The organism is Tindallia californiensis (assembly GCF_900107405.1).
In the GTDB taxonomy this organism is placed as follows: domain Bacteria; phylum Bacillota; class Clostridia; order Peptostreptococcales; family Tindalliaceae; genus Tindallia; species Tindallia californiensis.
Genome location: NZ_FNPV01000004.1, coordinates 1 through 20,632, shown reverse-complemented (window position 1 = coordinate 20,632; position 20,632 = coordinate 1). Strand labels below are relative to the sequence as shown.

Genomic DNA, 20,632 nt, shown 5'->3' with positions numbered 1-20,632 from the left:
TTCATCGATCATATCTTTATTCTATGGTAAAATCTCCTTGCTTTCAACCCTGACAAAACCCCTGGGGCTATGAATCAAATTTTATCTACTATTAACCTTTTCTTAACCTCTTTTTTGACTTTGTTTGATACAATAGACGTATCGACAATACCTATTAAAAGGATTAAAAGGAGGAATATTTTTATGAACATTTTTTCACTCACCATTGGAATTGACATTGACGCTACTTTAACCGAGCCTTATTATTGGCTGCCATTTACCAATGAACACTTTGGACTGAATCAAAAACCGGAAGACATGACTTGCTATGACTTAGCTGTTAACTTAGGGATTTCAGAGGAAGAATATCTAGCATTCTACTTGGAACACGGAGAAAAGATTCATCGTCATAGCCCTATAAGAAAAGAAGCACCCAGTATTTTACAAGATATGTACCCAACGCATCAGTTATACTATATTACGGCCAGGCACCCAAATATGGAAAAGGTTACAAAGGACTGGCTAAATCATCACGACATACCACAAAATGGCTTATTTCTCTTAGGAAGTCATGATAAAGTGGGGAAAGCCCAGGAGCTTCGATGCGACCTTTTTATTGAAGATCGTTATGAAAACGCCAGAGCTATTGCCGAATCCGGAGTGGATGTATTACTAATGGACTGCACTTATAATCGAGACCAGGAAATGCTTCCCAATATGAAACGAATCGAAAACTGGTATCAGGTGCAGGATGTCATTTCCACCATGGAAAAAAACAGGCTTACGCTGAAAAATCTCTAAGCTGCCTGTTTTTAATTTCTTCAATAAAGAATAATCGCTTCAAATTATTGTTTACATCTCCAGGCATCGTGTTCATCCCTTCCGCAATCCACTCTACCTCTTCATCCACTTGTCGTATGTTTTCAGATATATCTACCATCCGACTACCCATCTCTTCTGTCAACTTAAACAAATTCAGAAAGTAGCTTTCCATTTCCTTTATTAGGGCTGTAGATTCCATAAAGTCCTTGCGACTTTTTTCTAACGTTTCTCTGGTTTTGCTGCTTTCTACCAAGGTAGTCATCACATAATCTGTAATCTGGGATACCGCCGCATCTACTTCTTCCGATAAGCATCGAGCTTCATTGGCTACTACTTAAAACCCGGCTCCTTCTTTCCCAGTTCTCGAAGCCTCTATTGATTTCCTACATGACGTCTAGCATCGTATCGTTTTCGTTTACCATCAACAACGCCGTATGCAATATTTTACTAACAGACTCATTGGGATATAAAAAAGAACCGTATAACATGCCTAAAAGAGAGGCAATTGAAGTATTACGCGGAAGTAGTTATTTTATTCAGTACAATCAAAAACCACCAAAAGCCAGTAAAAAGACAAACTATGGCTAAACGGTGGTTTTTGATGGTTGCTTATGCTTTGATTTTCATCAATTTTTGTTTTGTTTCTGTTGCCTGCTCTGTCATTTCACTAGTAGATTCATTAATCCCTTTCAAGCTATGACTGGTTGTTTCAATAAGTTCATTAGCATTCTCTACAGCTTCTTCGATAAACTCTGTTTGGCTGTTGATTTGATCCATCAAAGCTGAAAGATCCTGTGAAAAATCTGCCTGCTTCTGATTTGTTTCATTAATTTCCTGAATACGATGATCCACTTTTTCAATCTGTGCAACGATTCCAGTCAACGTGTTTTTTGTATTATCGGCTGCATCTTTAATCTCATCCAAGGTTGATGAAGCTTCCTGCATCTCCGAACCCAGCTCTTGTATCCCATCCTTCAATGCAGCCATAGTTTTTTCTATCTCCTCCGCCGAGAAACTGGTTTCTTCTGCCAAGGTATTCACCTCATCAGCTACGACCGCAAAGCCTTTTCCTGCGTCGCCAGCCCGTGCACTTTCTATCTTAGCATTGATTGCCAAAATGCCTGTTTGACGCGATATTTTTTGAATTGTTTCTGTTACCAAGCTAATTTTATCAGAATAGTCCTGTAAAGTTTCTGTCGTTTTTGTCAGTCGGTCAAAAGAATCTGTTGTATTATCAATTTTTTCTTCTACCCCTTGCGCTGCTTTTTGACCTTTCGCTGCTAAAAGTTTCGCTTCGTTGGATCTTTCCAATATCCTTTCTGATGATGCCATAATCTTTTGACTTCGTTCTTTCAAGACGGTGGAATCTTGTACTGCTTTTTCCACAACCTTCGTTGTACCATGAATTTTATTTTCTATCTTTTCGGTACGTTCTTTAATCCCTGCCATATTTTTAGCGATCATTTCCGTATTTCGACTAAGTTCTTGGCTTACGTCTTCTATTTTTTCTGTCGACATGGTTGACTGTTTTACCATATCCGCCAGACTATCAATCATTTCATTAATGCCTACTCCCAATTTACCAATTTCATCACTTTTCGTAATCTCCAGTCTTTCAGATAAATCGCCATCAGCTACCTTTTGGACCAGTCTGTTCAGCCCTTTAATTCGGCTCAGTATAATCCATTTAACTGCATAAATCATAAAAACCGTCAAAATAATCAAGTTGGTAAAGGAAGTAATCATGGTGATAATTTCCAAATTTGCCAGTCCCATACGGTCAACCTGCTGATTAATCATGCCGGCTAAAAAAGGAGTAATCAACTGTGCCACCACAATAATAACAATAAACTTTAGTGTGATCGAGTTCGTAATCTTGTTCAAATCTTTTGATTCATCGGTTTTCTTCATCATAAACGCCCCTTTGTTTCATTTCTTCATTTCATCACTTACCTGTAGAGTTATACCCTATTATATCAAAAGGACGCAACTTATGATGAATTTACCGATACCATTATTGTTCCTATTTCCTTTCGTTAGTTGTCACTCTGTAGGCTGTCCTCTGCCGATGAGGGCACCTGAATGATCCAACGTTTTTCCATTTCCGGTTCAACCACCACATAGGTGTCCACTAACAGATCATGCCAACCCTGGTTTTTTTTACTGATAGCGGCCCACAGATATCCTAAATGAACACCAAAGAGTTGAGAAACCGTTCTGCCTGCCACTTCTCTTAGTAAAACCGTTTTCCAGTCTAATAAATCACCATTCTTTTGAATGACACGAATACCTACCACCATTTTCCCTAAGGTTTGACCCCACAGCTTCGTAAAAAGACTAAAATAAACAGCTCCCACTACTCCAATAGTCATCAGTCGCATAGCAAAAAAAGGAATCTGCCATACCATTCCACCACTAATTGCCCCTAAGATAACACTTATTCCATTCACAACGATTATATCCAGCACATAAGCCATCAATCGATCTCCCATACGGGCCAGCCGATAATTTTTCCATTCTCCTTCATTAAAATGTGTCATTTTTTCCTGTTCTTTTATTTCTCTCTTTATCATGATCCTACACCCCCTAATAAGTCCACAAATACATGGGTGTGGGATAGTGTTCTGTCGAAATTGGCATTGGATAGCGAGGGGAGGAATGGTTAAGGAACAGATGCTCCAACATTGTCAATCGCTGATTTCCATTAAGAAAATGCTGCCAGCTAAAAGCACTCCTTTGCCTTAAAATAAGAACCGTTGCATCTTCGTTGCCTGAAATCATCTTTGCTTTTTCTACAGCATCTTCAAATCTTCCCAAAGAATCAACCAGTCCATTTTGCAAAGCTTGAGAGCCACTAAAAATTCTTCCGTCGGCTAGTTTTTCAACTTTTTCTAAGTCCATGCCTCTTCCTTCAACGATTGCTTCCACAAAAAATTGATGCATTTCATCAATAATACTTTGCATCACTTCCCGTTCTTCCTCTTCCATATTTCTTAACGGATTCATTAAGTCTTTTAACTCACCACTTTTAATGGTCGCATCTTCCACTCCCCAGTTTTCCGCTAGCTGATGCAAGTTGATGCTTTGCATAATAACGCCAATCGACCCGGTGATGGTGTTTCGTGTCGCCATAATGTGATCCGCCGGCGCTGCGATATAATATCCGCCTGAAGCCGCTACCTGGTCCATAAAAACAACCAGCGGCTTTTCATTCTCATTTTTTAGCGACATAATCCGCTGAAAAATTTCATCACTTTCTGAAACGCCTCCTCCTGGTGAGTTAACATAAAGAACAATTGCTTTTACATCCTCATTTTCATATACGGATTCAAGTCTCTTTAAAAAGGAATCATGGTGATACTCCTGTTCATCAAAAACACCACTGGTATCTCTGGCCGTAATGACTCCTGATACTTCTAAAACAGCAACAACTGACTCGGATCCGCTTTCAAGCATCACTTCTTCCCATTCTTCTTCCGCAAAGAACATTTTTTCCGTTCTCCCTGTTGCATCAATGACAAACGAAACAATTAAAATAGCAATACATAACCCTAACGCCGTCCAACGTTTTTTATTCATATTGTCCTCCTTGTTTTATGTCTTCTAGACTTTTAGTACTATTATCTATCCTGGTCATTTATTGACGACAAAAACAGTAATAGCTCTGATAAAATACTTTCTCTACCAGAATATCATTTTTTTCATCGAAAAACATTACTAAAAAATTAGTAATGTTTTTATTTAATGGTTTCTTACTACATGATCCTATGTGCTATTCTCTGCTTATTCAAATCGATAAAAAAGCTCGGATTAATAAGGGATCAAACTGTGTTCCCGCACACCTTCTTAATTCATCTTTCGCTTGGTCCGGACTTAAGACTTCTTTATACCCTCGTTCATAAACCATTGCATCGTAGGCATCAATAATAGTAATCATCCGTGCCTCAAACGGAATTTCTTCTTTTTTTAATCCTATGGGATATCCCTTACCATCCCATCTCTCATGATGTAACAAAACACCTTCCGCTACTCCAGGGATCATGGTAATTCGTTTAGCAAGACAATATCCATATAGAGGATGCTTTTTTAACCGTTTCCAATCAGCACTTGTTAGACTTTTCGTTTTTTTCAAAATCGCTTCCTCTACTCCAATTTTTCCTAAATCATGTAATTCTGCAGTGAGTATTAGTTTCTTCAACGACAATCCGCTTAGATTAAAACTTTTTCCAATTTTCGTTACCATGATTCTCATTCGCCTGCTATGATGCAATATTTCCGGCGACAGCTCACCAAGCAGTATTCTTAAACTTTCTAATATCGATAACTTTTTAGAAATTAATTTATCTCTCACTATATTCTTTTCTTTATACAAGTAGATCATTTTGTGATCTACTTCACTATTCAATGTGTGTGTTTTGCTTTTTACACCTCCCATTTCTCCGTACTCACTATTGATGATAGTCATTATTTCTGTTAGTAAAACCCAAATGCTATCTGCATTAACAATAGGGCTTTTGCTTTTCTCTATTGCTAAACTTAGCTTTCTATCAATTTGAACAAGTGGAAAGCCAACTCTTTGACAAAAGAAGACAATTAAGTTCAACATATATGTTATCAGGTGTTCTTCCATTTCAGCACTCATCAGTTCTTGCAGATACTCCATCTTAACTGAACTTTTTTCTCGACTAATGTGGTGAAAATTATACGTATCTAAATTATTCTCCAATGGACTCCTCCCTATACATTTTCCGTATATATCTACTATGTTATTATCAAAAACTTTCTTTCGGTAATGCCGCTCTTAGCATCTTGAACGCTGTATAACTTATGACGCCAATGACTAACCAGGTCAGAATCTCCATCGGAAGTTCTGAAATAAAAGTAGCTGCAATGACCACCGCCGGCACTCCACCCAAGGCCAGTCCTACAGCAGCTCTGGAATCGAAGGCCCCATGCTTAATAAACTTTATGCTTCCTATGGGCATAAGAAATGCACAGGATCCCATCATAATGGGAAAAGCAGCAAGCTGATCCATACCCAGCAAATATACTAATGCCATGCATGGCGCATATAAACCTACCCCTAGCGACATTAAAGCCCCCAGAATAAAGTTACCCGCTACAGCCACCATAAGTTTTGCACCATCCAACCCGATCATATCACCTGAAGCAGGCATCGCTTGAATCGCATCTGTGCCAAGAATCATGATGATGGCTGTAATAATAAGCGCAAAACCCATTCCAAATTGAACTTTTGTTTCCGATAAACCCGATACTATATCAGCTCCTACATGAGCTCCTAACGCAGCTGCAATAATCATAAAAACAAGCGTTAGTGGATCTACTTCCACTCGTTGAATAAAAATAAACGCCATTGTTACTACGGGTAATGTATGCCCTACCAGCATTGTTCCCGGAATGATACGGTCATTTACCATTTTTGTGTGTCGATACCAGGAAGCAGTGGGAGCAAAACTTCCAATTCCCAAAGAGTCAAAAAAATCAGTAACAAATCCTATCACCAGCATATGAATAGAGGGAAACCCCTCAAAATAGTGATACAGGGATTGAACCAATTTTATTACATACAGTATTGTCATTATACCAAGAACAGCTAAGAATCCTGTAATAATCATTGAATGCCCTCCTACTTTTTACTTATATAAGCGTGTGTATATCTTCCTTTGTGCACGAATCCCTCAGCTCTCTTACGCTGAATACTCTGTCGCTTGTTTTTCCCTATCATCTCTTTCCTTCTCAAACTGTTCTTTTTCTTGAGCTACAGACCTCTTAAGCTCATCAACTTGCTCTTGCATAAAGCTGTTATCTAATTTCAATGTCGTATTTTCATCTATTAGCGTATTAATGAGCTCTTTTTCCTTTTGCGATTTTTCATAAAGATTTTGAATAACACTATTTTTACTGCTCATCCATTTTTCTAACACCCTCTTCAATGCTTCAACAAGTACTAGTTTATGTTGATAAGCATTTAATCTTTTCGATATTATGGTCATTTTCTCTTTATTTTTCTCGCTTTTTGTCATTCTTTCCTGCAGAATCTGAATATCAATCTCATAAAATTCTCGTGTTTCTTTCATAAATGTAATTTTATTCTTTAGTTTCTCGATCAATTCATTCTTTTCTTTGAGGTTTACTGTAAGGAGCTTAATGCTTTCTCTATATGTGTGTGTTGCTTTGTCTTTGACAACTTTTATTGTCTCTTGCTCTAATTTTAATTGATTAATCTTTCCTCTTAACTGATTTTTCTTTTCCCTTGATAATTTGTCACCTACTCTTTTCTTATCAATCACTTTTTTTACATCTACTATTTCTTGATCATAGGTTGTAATGCTTTGATTTAGCTTTTCTATTTGTTGATTTGCATAAGCAATATCCTCTTTCATTTTTTCGAATCTTTTTTGTTTTTTTAACATTGTGTTTTTCAAAAGCTTTATTTTTTCCGTAGCATCAACAAGCATTATACTTCTTTGATCAACCCAATCTTGAAGCATTTCTATTTCGTTATTCAAATTCCTTAATTGAGCTATCTTTACTTGGGTCTCAATATTTTTCGAATCATCTAGCGATTGTACCTTCCCCACAAGATCAGTTTTTTCCATAAGCTTATATTCTTTTTCCAAGGTCAGCAGATACACTTCTATTTCTTGCAATTGCTTTTTAGTCAACTTGTTCTCCTGGTAAGCAAATATTTTCTCCGAATTCGCATCTTTCAAAGCCGTTTTTAATTGATTTAGCTTCTTTTCGGTCTGAGAAATATATTTTTCTAGGTTTTCTTCCACACTTACCGTCGAATACCCTCCACGAATTTTGACAAAAGATTTATCACATAAATCGGTACCTTTTTTAGCTGATTTCACTGCTCTTGTTCGTCCTATCCCCCAAAACACATAAAGCACTATTCCACAGACAATCCCAGCGGTTAAATAAATCATCACCATTCCCTCCTTCCATTTAGTTTGTTACTTCTTTTCAGTAGACTTCAGCTCCTATTGTCATTTTTCTAACAGAAGCCAAAGCCTATTTTTCAATTTCCTTGCTACCTATGATCTTCAGCCATGAGTTTATCAATCTTTACAATACATATGTCATAAGGTTGCAGGTTAACGGTATGATATACTCCATCAACAAATTCTTTGCAATCTATCGTCAGTTCGGGCATCATTGTCTTTTGAATATAGTTGTATTCTTCTTGTTGAAAAAATGCTTCATCAGCATAAAACTCAGATTCCTGGTTTTTACTACATATGCTTTCATTAAATGTATATTCCGATATTTTATATTTTCCACTTGCCTTCGGAATAACAATTTGATGTTGTCTGCTTCTCGGAACGTTTTGACAACTCACCGCTTCGATATAATCTCTATAGCCTAAATAAAAAATACCTAAAATACTTTCAGCGTATTTTGCAATATAACAACCTTCTTTTGCCATAATAACTTCGTTTCCATCCATCAGTTGGTACAAATTTAACAAGTAATGCAAGGGCTCTTTGAAAGTATTGTTGGTAAAAGCAAAGCTTTGAATATGTTTTTGATGATTTTCAATCCATTTAAGTTGAAAATTTGATATTACCGAAAAACTTCTTTGTGGTTCTGTCAGAATCATATTGAGCAATGCATGATAAGCTGTCATCGCTTTCATACTTTTTTTTATCTTTCTTTTTAATTCATAGGTCACATCAATCATAAGATGTGGATTAGAACCATCAAAACCTTTTGGAAGCATTTTGTTAAGCCTGCTCTCTGCATGGCAATAACGATCCTGTATGCTATTAAAATCCAACATATTAATTTGTTTTTTTTCCGTCAAAATAAACTGGGCACTAAAAAAATCAAACTGAACTAAATGATTTTTCAAAATTCTCAAATGTTTACAGTCTAATCTTTTGCTGTTTAGAGTGAAATCACCTGTATGCAATCCCCGGTATTTTTTTTCATGACCTACCTTTTCTTTTATTAATTCTACAAAAGCACTCATCCCATAACTCACGATATCTAAAGAGCTTTCTTTTATCGCCGTATTAAAGATATCTATGTATAGCTCATACCGACATATCTTTAAGTGCTCTGACGATAAATTCCTAAATAACCTGTTAAATTTTTCCAGCATTCCAAGATATAATTCCTTATGACCAACGGGAGGATCGATTAAATAGTTATATTTCAACCCAAAATCTATTTGAAAAATGGGTATCACAGAAAATTCGAGAGCTAAACTAATGACACTCTCCATCATCATTTCATCTACTATTTCCCATTGATCATTTTCTATTCTGAAATAAAAGTTTCCATTCATATGCTTAACTTTGAAACGTATAAACCGAATCGACAATTCCTTAAATAGCAATTTTCCTATGTTAATCATTTTTTGTTTTGAACAGTCACCTTTATTGATCATTAAACTTTCAAAGTCCGTTACTACTCCCCATTTTTTTTCGCACACTCCCAGAGTTTCTTCCATGTATAAAGAAAACTCTGATTGTCTCAAAAAATTAGCACTTTCTAGAAACCCCTTTTTTTCAATTTGTTCTAAAAAAGGTTTGATTTCAGGTATTTTTCGCAAGCTGTTTTCATCGCTTTCCAATTGAACTTTTTTATACTTATTTCTCATGGAAATTGGCGACATGTTAAAATGTTTTTTAAAAACTCTATTCATCTGACGAGATTCCTTATATCCGCAACTAAAGGAAATATCTACTATCGCATCATCTGTGCTCAGTAACTGCTCTGCCACGAACGATAATTTTAATTTAGTAACAAATCGTGTAAAGCTTAATCCTGTTAACTCTCTAAACATCCTCGAAAAATAAGAATAACTGATATTATACTCATCCGTTATTTCTTCTAATGTTTTCCTAAAATTCCCTTCAGTTATATACGCTTCTGCCACATCATAAACAACCATTTGGATACTATCCATATTATCATTAGTAACGTACGTTGGACGCCTACTCAATAGTTTATTGATACAATGACCGATTATCATAACATCCTGTTGTACTTCAGGAAAATCCTTCATCCCTCTAATTTGCTGTAAATACAAGTTCCCGATTTTTTCAAAAAGTATCTTGTTGATTTTATCCGCTTTTACATACTTTTCAACATTATTCAAATCCGAGGTCTCTATCTCTCGTAATTTTGTTTCATCCATTTGAAAAACAAAAATAATATTATCTTTTTCTTCAGCAATCACCTTATGTGCTGTCCTTGGTTTGATTAAGCAGTGGTCTCCTTCATTGAGGATTCTTTCGCCATATTTTGTCTGAAGTTTTATTTTTCCTCTGATCATATATAGTATTTCTACTTCGTTATGCACCGAGAATACTTCGTGGCTGAATTGTATTAGTGTGGCTTTGTACGAATGCTGCTTTTTGGCTACCAAAAAATCCATGCTTCCTGACAATTGATTGATCATATGCTCAGAGGTGTTCTTTTTGATATCATTCAACAGTCTACCCCCTCCCCTTTGATACAAAAAAGGACAGATCAAAAATACCTGTCGGTTACGCCACTGGATCTTAGCAGTATAAGGCGTCCATCTATAACTGCCAATCTTATCCTCCATCATCCTTTATAGCTATTTATCACTAGCCTTTTTGTACATTTCATCTTAAACCCTAAAGAAGTACTATCTTTCAGCGGCTTTTTTTGCAGAAAATTTAATCACTTCGTTAGCTTCATTTCCCTTATAATCAATCAACTCATTTTTTAACGTTTCTATCTCTTCCAACATTTCAATGTTTTCCGACTTAAGTTTTATTTTTTCTTCCATCAAGCTGCGAATTTTTGCTTGATCATTTCCCTGTTGTTCCATAGCCTCTTTAATAGCCTTTTCTTTAGCCGCAATTTCTTCCAATACACTTTTCAGATAAGCTTCCATCGATTCTAGCTGGCTCTTATAGCCATCTATTTTTCTTTTTTGCAACAGATATTCTCGCTCATTCACTTCATTTTGCTCAAGACGATTTTGAAGCATTTGGATATCCACTTCTAATCGTTCCTGCTCCTCTTGCATTGTATTCACCGTATCTTGTAGTTCCTTGGCTAATTCTTCTTTTTCCTGTAATTTTTTTGTTACTTCATCTACCTTTTCCCCAAAACTACTCAGTGCTTTTTCTTTTTCGTCTTTGTAATGATCTCTTTCATCAATTAAATGCTCAAGCTCTTTTTCTAACTCTATTATTTGCTCATTAAAAGAATTGTCTGGAGTTTCAACTTCAGCCAATTGTCTCCGCAAGTCTTCCAATTGCTGTTGATATTCATTCAACGTTTGATTCGCAGCATTTAGCTGTTCTTCACTTTTTTGCAACTCCTCTGTTAATGCATGAATCTCATTATCTTTCTCACTCATAGCTTCAGAAAGTTCTGTTATTTGCTCTTCTTTATTTTGCAATAATGCTTCTTTTTCTTGCAGTAGCACTCTTAGTCTTTCTAACTCTTCCTTTGATTCTTTCAGTTCATTTTCAATCTCCTGAGTTCTTTCGATTAATTGAGCAACTTCTTCTTCCTTTTTTTGGATCGCTTCTTCTACTAACGAATCCTGCTCTTCTAATTTCCCTGACATTTCTTGAGCTGCTTCTTTTTCTTTTTCCAAGGCTGTCTGCAATTCTGAATTTTTCGATGTTACCTGTTCATACTCTTCCTTCAGTCCGTATACACGTTTTTCAACATCTTCAAATTGTTTTTTGAGCAATTCATTTTCTTGATGCAGCATTTCTTTTTCTGACAGTGTATGATTTAGCTGTTCTTCCAGATTTTCTCTCATTTGTTCTGCCGTTTCTTTATAAGAGTTTATATACTCTTCTACACTCTTTTTTGAATATCCACCCATTACTCTCTTTAGCGTACCACTGTCGCAAAGTCTTTCCACATGACTTTTTTCTTCATTTTTCTTATCGTATAAATCTCCTACCCCATAACCTTTGTAATACATTTAGCACACCTCCATTTGGATTACTTGACCAACAATTTCCTTTGCTTTTTCTTCTTGCCACTGAGTTTCTAGTATATGTTTCGTTCCTTCAACAATTTTGCTAACTTTCCAAGGCTTTAGAATTTGGTAGTCCAGGACTTTATCATTTTCGTCTAAAAACATAATACAAATGGTGAATTTCATAAAACAGGTATGAACTGCAGCGCAGTTCCTAAACAAAAGGCCTTCAAAATTCATTCCTTTCTTCCACATAAGACCTATAAACCTTTGAAAAAATGACTTTGCTTCTTTTACTACCATTCTTTTGTCCGAATCCTCCTTATTGAAATGCCGCCTTCATTAGTGGCACAGCTGGACCTAATAATATAATGAAAATAACTGGAAAGATAAAAGCTACCATTGGCAACAGTATTTTTATAGGTATTTTTCCTGCTCGTTCTTCCATATCCTGTTTATACACTTCCCGGATGGTTTTTGATTGGGTCTCCAACACATTTTGCAAGGAAATCCCCAGTGCATCGGCTTGTATAATGGCATTGATCAAGTTTCTAACCTCATCAACTTCACAGCGTTCACTCATCGCCAGCAACGCTTCTTTTCGTCGTTTTCCCAGCATAATCTCTCTTTTAACAACACTGAATTCATCAATCAGTGGCCCTTCCGCTCTTTCGATGATATAGGTCAGTGCCTGGTCAAAACTAAGCCCCGCCACCACGCAAACTCCTAACAAATCAATAGTTTCCGGTAGTTGCCCTTTGATGGAGTCTTTCCTTTTTGTAATAGCTTTTTCAAGTCCCCATCTTCTGTAAATATATCCAACAAACAAGCCTATCAAGAAGTAAAGGAAACTTTGACCTCCATCACTTGCAAATTGCATAAACAAAATCCCTAATCCTAAAATAATAACAATGTTCATCGAGCGATAATCTCTGGGATTCATTCTTATATCTGCTTTTGCCAGTTTTTTCTCCAACTCTTGATGCGTACTTTCTTTAATCGGCGTTACCAGGCTCACCCCTTTAATGATTCCCAAAGCAAGCGGTAGCAAAAAACGCTCCCTAAAACTCTTCTCCATTTCATCTTTTCCATGTTGATGGTTTGTTCGGCTCCCTTCTTTGATTTCCATCATTCTTTTATGGAACCGTTTTTGACGACTCTCTCTCCCTTTTACCATTGAGAAAAAAAATACTATGAAACTAATAACACCTATTACTTTCACTAATCCATATTCCACTGTTTCAGACCCCCTGCGGGTTTATTTCTTATAATTTAATATCGATCATTTTTCTAATAACAACATAACCTATTATCTCCAGAATTAATGCTATGCTCAAAAGAAGATGGCCATAAGTAGTGGTCCACATCGGCTCCATATAATCTGGGTTGATGACAGTTATTGCAAGCAACAAACAAATTGGTAACAAGGATATAATAATGCCACTCATTCTTCCCTGTGCTGTTAAGGCATTAATCTTTTTTTTCATTAACATTCTTTCTCTAAGGGTTTCACTAATATTGTCTAAAATTGTTGCTAAATTTCCGCCAACCTTTTTCTGAATAGCTACGGCCACATTCACCATTTCTAAGTCTTTTGATTCCATCCGTTCCGCCATTCTATCCAGCGCAGCCCCCATACTATCCCCTAATTCAATTTCCCTAAAAACTTGTTTGAACTCTGTTCCAATGGGATCCGGCAAGTCATAGGAAACACTGCTAATTGCTTGTTCAAAAGTAAAACCTGCTCTGAGGCTGTTTGACAATACCATTAACGCATCTTTAAGCTGCTCACTAAACTTTTCTTTTCGCTTTTTACTTTTAATACTTACAATAATTGGTGGAACTAGCAGTGTACACAACAATACAATGCCTGCCGTTGCCACCTTAACTCTCATTGCTATCATAAGGAAACTAATTAACACTGCCAATCCAATCCATAAACTTAAGAATTCTTCTGGCTTTAACTGTATCCCAGCACGAATTAAAGCTATCCTTATTTTTTCTGGCACGGGCAATCTTTGCTTCTTCTTTTTATTTGCAGAATAATAACCTTTATACCCTAGTAAATTCTGCTTTTGAATTTCAGCGCGTCGCTGGTTAAAGTTCAATACACGCCAATATACAATTTTTATCAATGCATCCACAGCGATATACACTAAAAAAGCTAATAATAAGGCAATCAATATTTTCGTCATGTTCATCACCCTGTTTTAGAGAACCATTCATCTTTAATCATGATACCGCTTTCTCTCAACCCTTCTGCTACATAAGGCCTAACACCTGTAGCCACAAACTTGCCACGTATTCGACCAGATGAGTCATACCCATCTTGTTTAAATACAAATATATCTTGTAAACTCACCACATCTCCCTCCATTCCCGTAACTTCTGATATCGCTGTGATTTTTCTTGATCCATCTCTGCATCTGGATTGTTGAACAATAATATCTATCGCCGATGTTATCTGTTCCCGAATTGCTTTTATAGGCAAATCCATCCCCGCCATTAAAACCATTGTTTCTAGCCTAGAAATCATATCACGAGGATTATTGGCATGGGCTGTAGCCAAGGAACCATCATGGCCAGTATTCATTGCCTGCAACATATCCAAAGCCTCGCCTGACCGTACTTCTCCTACAATGATGCGGTCTGGCCTCATTCTTAAGGAGTTTTTCACCAAATCCCTAATGGCCACCTGTCCTTTGCCCTCTATATTAGGAGGTCGTGATTCCAACCTAATGACATGTTGCTGCATTAACTTAAGTTCTGCTGCATCCTCTATCGTCACAATTCTTTCATTTCCTGGTATATAACTGGAAAGTACATTTAGCAATGTGGTTTTTCCACTACCCGTCCCTCCCGATACCATGACATTACATTTTCCTTTAACGCAGGACTCCAAAAAAGATGCCATGTCAAAAGATAATGTGTTGAAATCTATCAAATCTTTCACCTGAAATGGTACCGAATTAAACTTTCTGATGGTTATAGTAGGGCCATTCAACGCCACCGGCGGAATAATTGCATTGATTCTGGATCCATCCATAAGCCTTGCATCTACCATTGGATTCGCCTCATCACAACGTCTTCCAATGGGTGACACAATTCGGTTAATAATCCGAAGAACATGCTGGTCATCCTTAAACGTAACGCTTGATTTTTCGATTTTCCCTTTGTTCTCTATATAAATATCTTTAGGACCATTCACCATAATTTCTGTTATACTGTTATCTCTTAATAGAGATTCCAGTGGACCTAGCCCCATAACATCGTCATAAATTTCCTGCGTTAATATTTCCTGCCTTGCTTTTGTAAAGGTTTTTCCCGAATCGTTGATCGCATTCGAAACAATTAACCGAACATCCACCGCCTGTTCATCACCATCATTTTCTCTGATTTGACGATTGTATTCATCAATAACCACCTGGTGAATGGATTGTTTATAGCCTTCTAACTCTTCCGACTGTCTCAGCGCTTCTGTTTTTTTCGTAAAATCCATTATGTCTGTCATCGCATTCGGTGCTTCTCCGCCGGTTTTAGCCCGTTTTAATCGTTCAGATAAACTCATTTTCTACTCCCTTCCCTTCCTATCGTTTGAAGAATCCTTTTTTCTTTCCCCTTTTCTTTTGCGATTCTTCCTTTTCTCCGGAAGTTACGGCTTCCGAGCCAATGCTATCTATTTCGCCAGCTAATATTTCATAAGCTTCAGAAATTTTAGAACTAGGGGCTTCCATCACGGCTGGTCTTCCTTGGTTAACGGCTTCATTTGCTACTTTCTGATCATAGGGAATACTTGAAAAAACAGGATATTCCAAAGTCTTGGACACATCTTTTAATTTAACCCTTCCAATTTCTTCTTTCGCCACTACAAGTTTCAACTTTTCTGACGGAATCAAAGAATGAACAATGGATAATCCTTTTTTCGATCGCTGCAATGCCGCTAAATCCATTCCGGTAACAAATAAGACCAGTGAAGATAAATCGAAACTCGACAGATTCACTGAGTTGAACCCAATGCTTGTATCAATAATAATATAGTCAAAGTAAGTCCTTAATACGGATATAATTTTCTCCGTTTGTGACGAAGAAATATTTTCCACAAACTCAGGACTATCCGGTGCTGCCAACACACTCACTCCAGAGGTATGTGTTGCCATGTATTTTCTAACATTATCAGCATTGACTGTCGGTTGTTCTTCCAGTAATTCTGCAATTGTTTTTTCTGGCTTTAATCGCATATCATATGCAACTTCTCCGTATTCCAGATCCAAGTCCAGTATTGCCACCCTGCGTTTTAATTGAGCAAGTTTTGTCGCAAGGTTTATAACCATACTGGTAGCACCTACGCCACCCTTAGAACGACAAACCGTTATTACCCGCGACTTATAGTTGCTACTTGCCGTATGTTGTAACGCTGCCAACCGAGACATTTCATTGCTCCGGATTCCTTTTATCTGAGCTACCAGAGCTTCTTTATCCGCTTGAAACGGTAAAATATAATGAATCCCTGCCTGCATTACCTGCTGCATCACTTCATAATTATATTCTTTTGTGATAACAACAGGCGTTACATTAGGCCTTAATAGATAAATTTGTTGAGCGACCCTGGTCGTTGTTCCTAGCTGATTTGAAGCAATTATTGCTATTTCAGGCTTAGTCTGGGTTATTCTTTCCAACACCTGACTTTCATCATCCGTCGTGCTCACTATTTGAAACTCTTCATCCGACAACATTTGATGGAAATGTTGTGATGTTTCTGCATCGGCAAATATCATCAATTTTGCAGCCATAAGATCCTCCTACCAATCGTTTTTATTTAAATCCCTTTTTAGCTTCACTACCTGTTGTGAAATGGTATTTCTCTAAAATAGACATTTTTGATTAGGTCAGCATCAAGCACTTCCAAGTCCTCCTGATTTCTGCCAACCAACCAATTGCTGCTTCCCGCTGTATGAAAAAGTGCTGTTTCAATAGCTTCTGTAGGTGTTACCAGGAGCGTAACTGTCACATATTCACTGCCTATATATTCATTATTAATGCCTATATTTTGGTCAAGTGCCAATACTTCTCGGTTTTGCAATGTCAGCGCTGCCGCCATCGCGTCACTATCTTCAGGAAAATGTAACCTACCTTGAGAATCGACGCCATCTATCCCTTCCACCTCGAAAACTGTCACCACATCCACCTTATTACCAACTTCCAACAATCCAGCTAACCCTGTATTATAGTTCACGTTTATGGTTATTGCTCTCATTCCTTCCGGAACAATATAGCCAAGACCTGCACTCATGTAGCCAGTGCTGTCAATCCTTTCAGCTCTGATCACATCGCCACTGTAAAGGTTTTCAGACGCAACACTTCCAATAATATATTCTTTGTCCCTGATGTGATAACTCTCTATATTGTCTACACCCACCGTTACTGCTTTTATCATTTCTTCCTGTATTACCGTTTGTTTCGGTATTCCCTCTGCCGCTATGTATACTTCTACACTACTCACGGTTTCGCTTTCATCATTGTCATCCGACCCAGTAAAAATCAATACATATCCAAAGGCTAACACTGCTATCAGCAGTGCGGCAACTCTTACTATCTTCATTTTCCTTCCCCTGCTTTCTATTTCATTTTAAGTTTACCACTGTACTCTTTTGAAAATTTCGACGTTTCTTTTATGGAGCATCATAATTTTGGTCAGGATTCCACAAGTTAGAGCCACTATTTGTTTGACTTCCATCCACTCGAACCTTTATCTCAATTTCATCAATCCCTATAATCTTAAGGGCTGTGCATTCATAGGTGTCTGTCATTATAACATTTGCCTTTGCAAATCTCTTCGAACTGGTTGTTTCCGTTTCATCGTACTCAGTCTTAACTTGAACTGCTTTCATGCCATTTCTATCAGCTATATCTACCGCCAATTCTCTATACACAACATTAGCATCAGCAGCATTCCACATCTCAACGCTTCCAAAATCCATTCTAGTTTCCCTAGCCATAACTGCCACTTCCTTAACACGATCTCGATACACCAAGGCCATAGCAAAGTCAATAGCCAAGCTAGTAAACAATAACAATATTGTAAATCCAATGGCAAAAAGAACAAGTACTTCTCCTTTTTCATTCCTCAGCAGGTTGCTCTTTGATAGTTTAATCATTATCCGGGACCCCTCCTCTAAACTGTATATTATATATTTTGTACATACTTCGCTCTATAGGAATTTCATCTCCCAGCAATTTTATCCCTACCGGAGTTAGTGGTCTAATAATATAATTAACATCTGCCATGGTTTCTAGGTTTAGCATACGGCCCATCCTTACATACTCGCTATCATTATAACAACGATAGCTTTGAGTTCTTATATCTCTGTATAAATATACTCTAGCATTTTCAACGCTTATATCAGTCAAATTAAGATGTCCTGATAATTCATTCTCTTCTGTCATCTGCTTTCTTAACATCGTACTCGCATCTTCTCCTTGATAAACTTTCGCTATCCCGTCTTCAATCACCTGATCTCGATCATCAGACGATGGCCGCCATTCCCAACTAGCATGTCGAACCGTATAATCGAACAAAACTCTCTGATAACTCACCCACCCTACATCAATTACCATTAGAAAAGCGGCCAAGAATAGAGGTGTTACCAAAACATATTCCAGAATTGCCTGTCCACGTTTTTCTTTTAGCGGATACAAACCCACTCCTCCTTCTTAGAAATCTTCCGATCAATTACCCTTAAAGAGGGTCCGGCCAATCCCCATCTGACCCAAGATACATAGCAGTTGTAAACGTCTCTGATAAGGTAAGACTGTCTCCTAACACAGTTTTTGTAAGAATCATCGAAAAATTCAAAACATACTCAACTTCCACTGTAATATATTGAACTGTATTGGAGTTATTTGTTCCAAAAAATCTCCCAATCGGAACGCCAAAAGAATTTGTTCCGGTTTGATGCCACCGTTTACCAATAAAGTGCCTGTCCCTCACTTCCCCTTCGATGATATTGTAGGTCAGTTCGTCTGCATTTAATGGTGATTTGTCCAGGAGATGATCAATCAAGTCATCTCTTGAATCAAAAAATAAATCGTCACCGGGATTCTCATGTCCTCCTTGGTGGAAATATTTATGTGCTTTTACCATTTCTCCTGCCAGATGTTGAACGTTCATCTTGCTATTGATAGCCTGAGCCACATCAAGGGTAAAGCTCATCAATATCAATAAGATAGGTAGTATCAAGGCAAATTCCACCAAACTCTGCCCTTTTTCAGATTTAAGATGTTTTATAGCCATCACCTCCACCCTCTTGCTTTATTAATTACGTTCAGCAATGCATCTCATTCCTTTTTTCACTCAGCTTTACGGACCCAAGTAATCTGCAATGCCAAAAAAATCTTTAACAATATCACCTATCTCCCCTAAAATGGTTACGGCTATTACTGAAACCAGAATCATTATAAGTGCATACTCCACTAGCCCTTGCCCTGTTTCATCGCTACAAATGAAAAACCAAACCATTTTTCGTTCCATACCAAGCCCCCCCTTTTTGCAAATGACATTCAGCAACACCCATACTTCTGTCACTTTTGCCTTTTTCACCCTTAACCCCAAATGCTACCTTGTTGCCACTGCAATAAAATCTAAAATCCAATTTTGATGTAATGCCAGCATAAACCCACCCATGATCTGTAATGCCATTGGAAAACTTTGCTTTAAGAAAAAACCTGCCGTCATTTTAAGGTAGGCCAAGTAAAGAATTAATGTAGTGCTGATTCCCAAAAGTAAGCCGGGGAGCTGATGAATTCCTAAAATCATCGAAAGTGCCATCATTAACTTAATATCTCCAGCGCCAACTCCCATAGCACCAGAGAAAAATTTATGTATAAACGCTGTAAAGATCAATATCCCCATAGTTACCACAACAGCTATCAACCCTTCACCCAAGCCCAAAATGCCACTACTTATTACTTGTTTCATGCAACCAACGATAAATAAAAATAGTACTAGTTCATTCGGAATAATTCTGATCCGTTGATCAATTCGTATTAGCAAAAGAGCTAAAACACTCATCAAAATGGAAAAAAGAGCTTCCCCCACTGGTAAAAAAAATATGGCTAAATAGGCTCCTGTTACCAGTAAAATTACATTTATTCTCCTGTCACCTTTTTTTTCTTCTCGATAAACTCTGTATGTTTCTGTTCTTTTTGCCTGCTTCCAATTAATCATTGCACTCGTTAGCTTCGATATGTTTTTCCCAGCCTGCCACCCTATGAAACCAGCGAAGAAAAACAGAAAACTTGGCATAAACACCCTCTTTTCCTCCTCAAATTTTATCTTGAATTTCAAAATATTACATTCTCAATACATCTAAACGTCTGTTGATGAACCTTGGCACTTACAAACAATTTAGTATTTTGCAGCGAAAAGTTTATATTTTCGCTGCAAAATACGGAAATTCGTAACAGAAAACATTTTTCCCTTTTAAGGAGTTCCTCCTAATGTTTTAAAAATTTCTTCAAACTGAGAACTCAACTGATTCCCAACGTTTGTCAGCATTGTTATCGCTACCACTGACACAAGTACTAAAATCAATCCATACTCTACCATCCCTTGACCTGATTCCTCTTTTAATAACCAATTCATCCTTTTACACCTCCTTTCGCATAATCTGCAACTTCATCTCAAATTACTCATCAGTCAAGATAATCATGGAAATTCGTAACAGAAAACATTTTTCCCTTTTAAGGAGTTCCGCCTAATGTTTTCCAAATATCTTCAAACTGTTTCTGCAGCTGATCCCCAACGTTTGTCAGCATTCCTATCGCTACCACTGACACAAGTACTAAAATCAATCCATACTCTACCATCCCTTGACCTGATTC

The 20,632-nt window shown here is 37.3% G+C and carries 23 protein-coding genes; 1 reads left to right on the top strand and 22 read right to left on the bottom strand.

Features of this window, described 5'->3' with window-relative positions; translation table 11 throughout:
- The first annotated feature begins 183 nt into the window (after window positions 1–183).
- Window positions 184–780 carry a 5' nucleotidase, NT5C type gene (locus BLV55_RS06045; protein WP_176968292.1) on the top strand — a complete coding sequence of 199 codons (597 nt, stop codon included), beginning with the start codon at window positions 184–186 and terminating at the stop codon, window positions 778–780.
- Here the strand turns inward: BLV55_RS06045 and BLV55_RS06040 are convergent.
- From BLV55_RS06040 to BLV55_RS15000, 22 genes are all read right to left on the bottom strand, one after another.
- Window positions 761–1,063 carry a hypothetical protein gene (locus tag BLV55_RS06040; RefSeq protein WP_093312386.1) on the bottom strand — a complete coding sequence of 101 codons (303 nt, stop codon included), beginning with the start codon at window positions 1,061–1,063 and terminating at the stop codon, window positions 761–763. The two genes, BLV55_RS06045 and BLV55_RS06040, sit on opposite strands and share 20 nt — an antisense overlap.
- A gap of 347 nt (window positions 1,064–1,410) precedes the next feature.
- Window positions 1,411–2,712, bottom strand: coding sequence for a methyl-accepting chemotaxis protein (locus BLV55_RS06035; protein ID WP_176968291.1), 1,302 nt, complete (start codon window positions 2,710–2,712; stop codon window positions 1,411–1,413).
- A gap of 125 nt (window positions 2,713–2,837) precedes the next feature.
- Window positions 2,838–3,374 (bottom strand): RDD family protein, encoded by a 537-nt coding sequence (locus tag BLV55_RS06030; RefSeq protein ID WP_093312382.1) that lies wholly within the window; start codon window positions 3,372–3,374, stop codon window positions 2,838–2,840.
- A 13-nt stretch (window positions 3,375–3,387) separates the two neighbouring features.
- A complete protein-coding gene (gene sppA, locus BLV55_RS06025) occupies window positions 3,388–4,380 on the bottom strand; it encodes a signal peptide peptidase SppA (protein WP_093312380.1) in 993 nt (330 codons plus the stop codon).
- Between the two features lie 208 nt (window positions 4,381–4,588).
- Window positions 4,589–5,527 carry an HD-GYP domain-containing protein gene (locus BLV55_RS06020; RefSeq protein WP_093312379.1) on the bottom strand — a complete coding sequence of 313 codons (939 nt, stop codon included), beginning with the start codon at window positions 5,525–5,527 and terminating at the stop codon, window positions 4,589–4,591.
- Between the two features lie 46 nt (window positions 5,528–5,573).
- Window positions 5,574–6,437 carry a sulfite exporter TauE/SafE family protein gene (locus tag BLV55_RS06015; protein ID WP_093312377.1) on the bottom strand — a complete coding sequence of 288 codons (864 nt, stop codon included), beginning with the start codon at window positions 6,435–6,437 and terminating at the stop codon, window positions 5,574–5,576.
- Window positions 6,438–6,509: 72 nt separating this feature from the next.
- A complete protein-coding gene (locus BLV55_RS06010) occupies window positions 6,510–7,754 on the bottom strand; it encodes a coiled-coil domain-containing protein (protein WP_093312375.1) in 1,245 nt (414 codons plus the stop codon).
- A 104-nt stretch (window positions 7,755–7,858) separates the two neighbouring features.
- Window positions 7,859–10,270: an AraC family transcriptional regulator gene (locus BLV55_RS06005; RefSeq protein WP_093312373.1), complete on the bottom strand. Its 2,412-nt coding sequence runs from the start codon at window positions 10,268–10,270 to the stop codon at window positions 7,859–7,861.
- Window positions 10,271–10,450: 180 nt separating this feature from the next.
- Complete coding sequence (locus BLV55_RS06000; protein ID WP_093312372.1) at window positions 10,451–11,755, bottom strand: coiled-coil domain-containing protein; 1,305 nt, start codon at window positions 11,753–11,755, stop codon at window positions 10,451–10,453.
- Window positions 11,756–12,055: a DUF192 domain-containing protein gene (locus tag BLV55_RS05995; RefSeq protein ID WP_093312370.1), complete on the bottom strand. Its 300-nt coding sequence runs from the start codon at window positions 12,053–12,055 to the stop codon at window positions 11,756–11,758. It lies immediately after the preceding gene.
- Between the two features lie 19 nt (window positions 12,056–12,074).
- On the bottom strand, window positions 12,075–12,989 hold the full coding sequence (locus BLV55_RS05990; protein WP_093312368.1) for a type II secretion system F family protein: 915 nt from the start codon (window positions 12,987–12,989) through the stop codon (window positions 12,075–12,077).
- Between the two features lie 28 nt (window positions 12,990–13,017).
- Window positions 13,018–13,947, bottom strand: a complete 930-nt coding sequence (locus BLV55_RS05985) for a type II secretion system F family protein (protein ID WP_176968290.1) — start codon at window positions 13,945–13,947, stop codon at window positions 13,018–13,020.
- Between the two features lie 5 nt (window positions 13,948–13,952).
- The gene (locus tag BLV55_RS05980; protein ID WP_093312365.1) at window positions 13,953–15,320 is read right to left on the bottom strand and encodes a TadA family conjugal transfer-associated ATPase; all 1,368 of its coding nucleotides are present in this window, start codon (window positions 15,318–15,320) and stop codon (window positions 13,953–13,955) included.
- 19 nt (window positions 15,321–15,339) lie between these two features.
- Window positions 15,340–16,542 (bottom strand): CpaE/TadZ family protein, encoded by a 1,203-nt coding sequence (locus BLV55_RS05975; RefSeq protein ID WP_093312362.1) that lies wholly within the window; start codon window positions 16,540–16,542, stop codon window positions 15,340–15,342.
- Window positions 16,543–16,589: 47 nt separating this feature from the next.
- Window positions 16,590–17,351, bottom strand: a complete 762-nt coding sequence (cpaB, locus tag BLV55_RS05970; RefSeq protein WP_093312360.1) for a Flp pilus assembly protein CpaB — start codon at window positions 17,349–17,351, stop codon at window positions 16,590–16,592.
- Between the two features lie 70 nt (window positions 17,352–17,421).
- Window positions 17,422–17,907 (bottom strand): TadE/TadG family type IV pilus assembly protein, encoded by a 486-nt coding sequence (locus BLV55_RS05965; protein ID WP_093312357.1) that lies wholly within the window; start codon window positions 17,905–17,907, stop codon window positions 17,422–17,424.
- Entirely contained in the window at window positions 17,900–18,448 is a 549-nt protein-coding gene (locus BLV55_RS05960; RefSeq protein ID WP_176968289.1) for a TadE family protein, read from the bottom strand. Before BLV55_RS05960 ends, BLV55_RS05965 begins: the two co-directional genes overlap by 8 nt.
- Before the next feature lie 40 nt (window positions 18,449–18,488).
- Window positions 18,489–19,043 carry a TadE/TadG family type IV pilus assembly protein gene (locus BLV55_RS05955; RefSeq protein ID WP_093312351.1) on the bottom strand — a complete coding sequence of 185 codons (555 nt, stop codon included), beginning with the start codon at window positions 19,041–19,043 and terminating at the stop codon, window positions 18,489–18,491.
- A 66-nt stretch (window positions 19,044–19,109) separates the two neighbouring features.
- Window positions 19,110–19,280 (bottom strand): Flp family type IVb pilin, encoded by a 171-nt coding sequence (locus tag BLV55_RS14445; RefSeq protein WP_143033173.1) that lies wholly within the window; start codon window positions 19,278–19,280, stop codon window positions 19,110–19,112.
- Window positions 19,281–19,364: 84 nt separating this feature from the next.
- A complete protein-coding gene (locus BLV55_RS05950; RefSeq protein ID WP_242870066.1) occupies window positions 19,365–20,054 on the bottom strand; it encodes a prepilin peptidase in 690 nt (229 codons plus the stop codon).
- Window positions 20,055–20,231: 177 nt separating this feature from the next.
- Entirely contained in the window at window positions 20,232–20,393 is a 162-nt protein-coding gene (locus tag BLV55_RS05945) for a Flp family type IVb pilin (protein WP_093312346.1), read from the bottom strand.
- A 98-nt stretch (window positions 20,394–20,491) separates the two neighbouring features.
- The coding region (locus tag BLV55_RS15000) for a Flp family type IVb pilin (RefSeq protein WP_143033172.1) at window positions 20,492–20,632 on the bottom strand (141 nt) is incomplete at its 5' end.

What these genes read in the sequence shown, in the direction of transcription:
- BLV55_RS06035 (WP_176968291.1), bottom strand. Translation starts at nt 2,712, where the DNA reads ATGAAGAAAACCGATGAATCAAAAGATTTGAACAAGATTACGAACTCG.
- BLV55_RS05955 (WP_093312351.1), bottom strand. Translation starts at nt 19,043, where the DNA reads ATGGCTATAAAACATCTTAAATCTGAAAAAGGGCAGAGTTTGGTGGAA.
- BLV55_RS05950 (WP_242870066.1), bottom strand. Translation starts at nt 20,054, where the DNA reads ATGCCAAGTTTTCTGTTTTTCTTCGCTGGTTTCATAGGGTGGCAGGCT.
- BLV55_RS05980 (WP_093312365.1), bottom strand. Translation starts at nt 15,320, where the DNA reads ATGAGTTTATCTGAACGATTAAAACGGGCTAAAACCGGCGGAGAAGCA.
- BLV55_RS06000 (WP_093312372.1), bottom strand. Translation starts at nt 11,755, where the DNA reads ATGTATTACAAAGGTTATGGGGTAGGAGATTTATACGATAAGAAAAAT.
- BLV55_RS05995 (WP_093312370.1), bottom strand. Translation starts at nt 12,055, where the DNA reads ATGGTAGTAAAAGAAGCAAAGTCATTTTTTCAAAGGTTTATAGGTCTT.
- BLV55_RS05975 (WP_093312362.1), bottom strand. Translation starts at nt 16,542, where the DNA reads ATGGCTGCAAAATTGATGATATTTGCCGATGCAGAAACATCACAACAT.
- BLV55_RS05985 (WP_176968290.1), bottom strand. Translation starts at nt 13,947, where the DNA reads ATGACGAAAATATTGATTGCCTTATTATTAGCTTTTTTAGTGTATATC.
- BLV55_RS05945 (WP_093312346.1), bottom strand. Translation starts at nt 20,393, where the DNA reads ATGAATTGGTTATTAAAAGAGGAATCAGGTCAAGGGATGGTAGAGTAT.
- BLV55_RS06015 (WP_093312377.1), bottom strand. Translation starts at nt 6,437, where the DNA reads ATGATTATTACAGGATTCTTAGCTGTTCTTGGTATAATGACAATACTG.
- BLV55_RS06030 (WP_093312382.1), bottom strand. Translation starts at nt 3,374, where the DNA reads ATGATAAAGAGAGAAATAAAAGAACAGGAAAAAATGACACATTTTAAT.
- BLV55_RS06010 (WP_093312375.1), bottom strand. Translation starts at nt 7,754, where the DNA reads ATGATTTATTTAACCGCTGGGATTGTCTGTGGAATAGTGCTTTATGTG.
- cpaB (WP_093312360.1), bottom strand. Translation starts at nt 17,351, where the DNA reads ATGAAGATAGTAAGAGTTGCCGCACTGCTGATAGCAGTGTTAGCCTTT.
- sppA (WP_093312380.1), bottom strand. Translation starts at nt 4,380, where the DNA reads ATGAATAAAAAACGTTGGACGGCGTTAGGGTTATGTATTGCTATTTTA.
- BLV55_RS05965 (WP_093312357.1), bottom strand. Translation starts at nt 17,907, where the DNA reads ATGATTAAACTATCAAAGAGCAACCTGCTGAGGAATGAAAAAGGAGAA.
- BLV55_RS14445 (WP_143033173.1), bottom strand. Translation starts at nt 19,280, where the DNA reads ATGGAACGAAAAATGGTTTGGTTTTTCATTTGTAGCGATGAAACAGGG.
- BLV55_RS06040 (WP_093312386.1), bottom strand. Translation starts at nt 1,063, where the DNA reads ATGACTACCTTGGTAGAAAGCAGCAAAACCAGAGAAACGTTAGAAAAA.
- BLV55_RS06045 (WP_176968292.1), top strand. Translation starts at nt 184, where the DNA reads ATGAACATTTTTTCACTCACCATTGGAATTGACATTGACGCTACTTTA.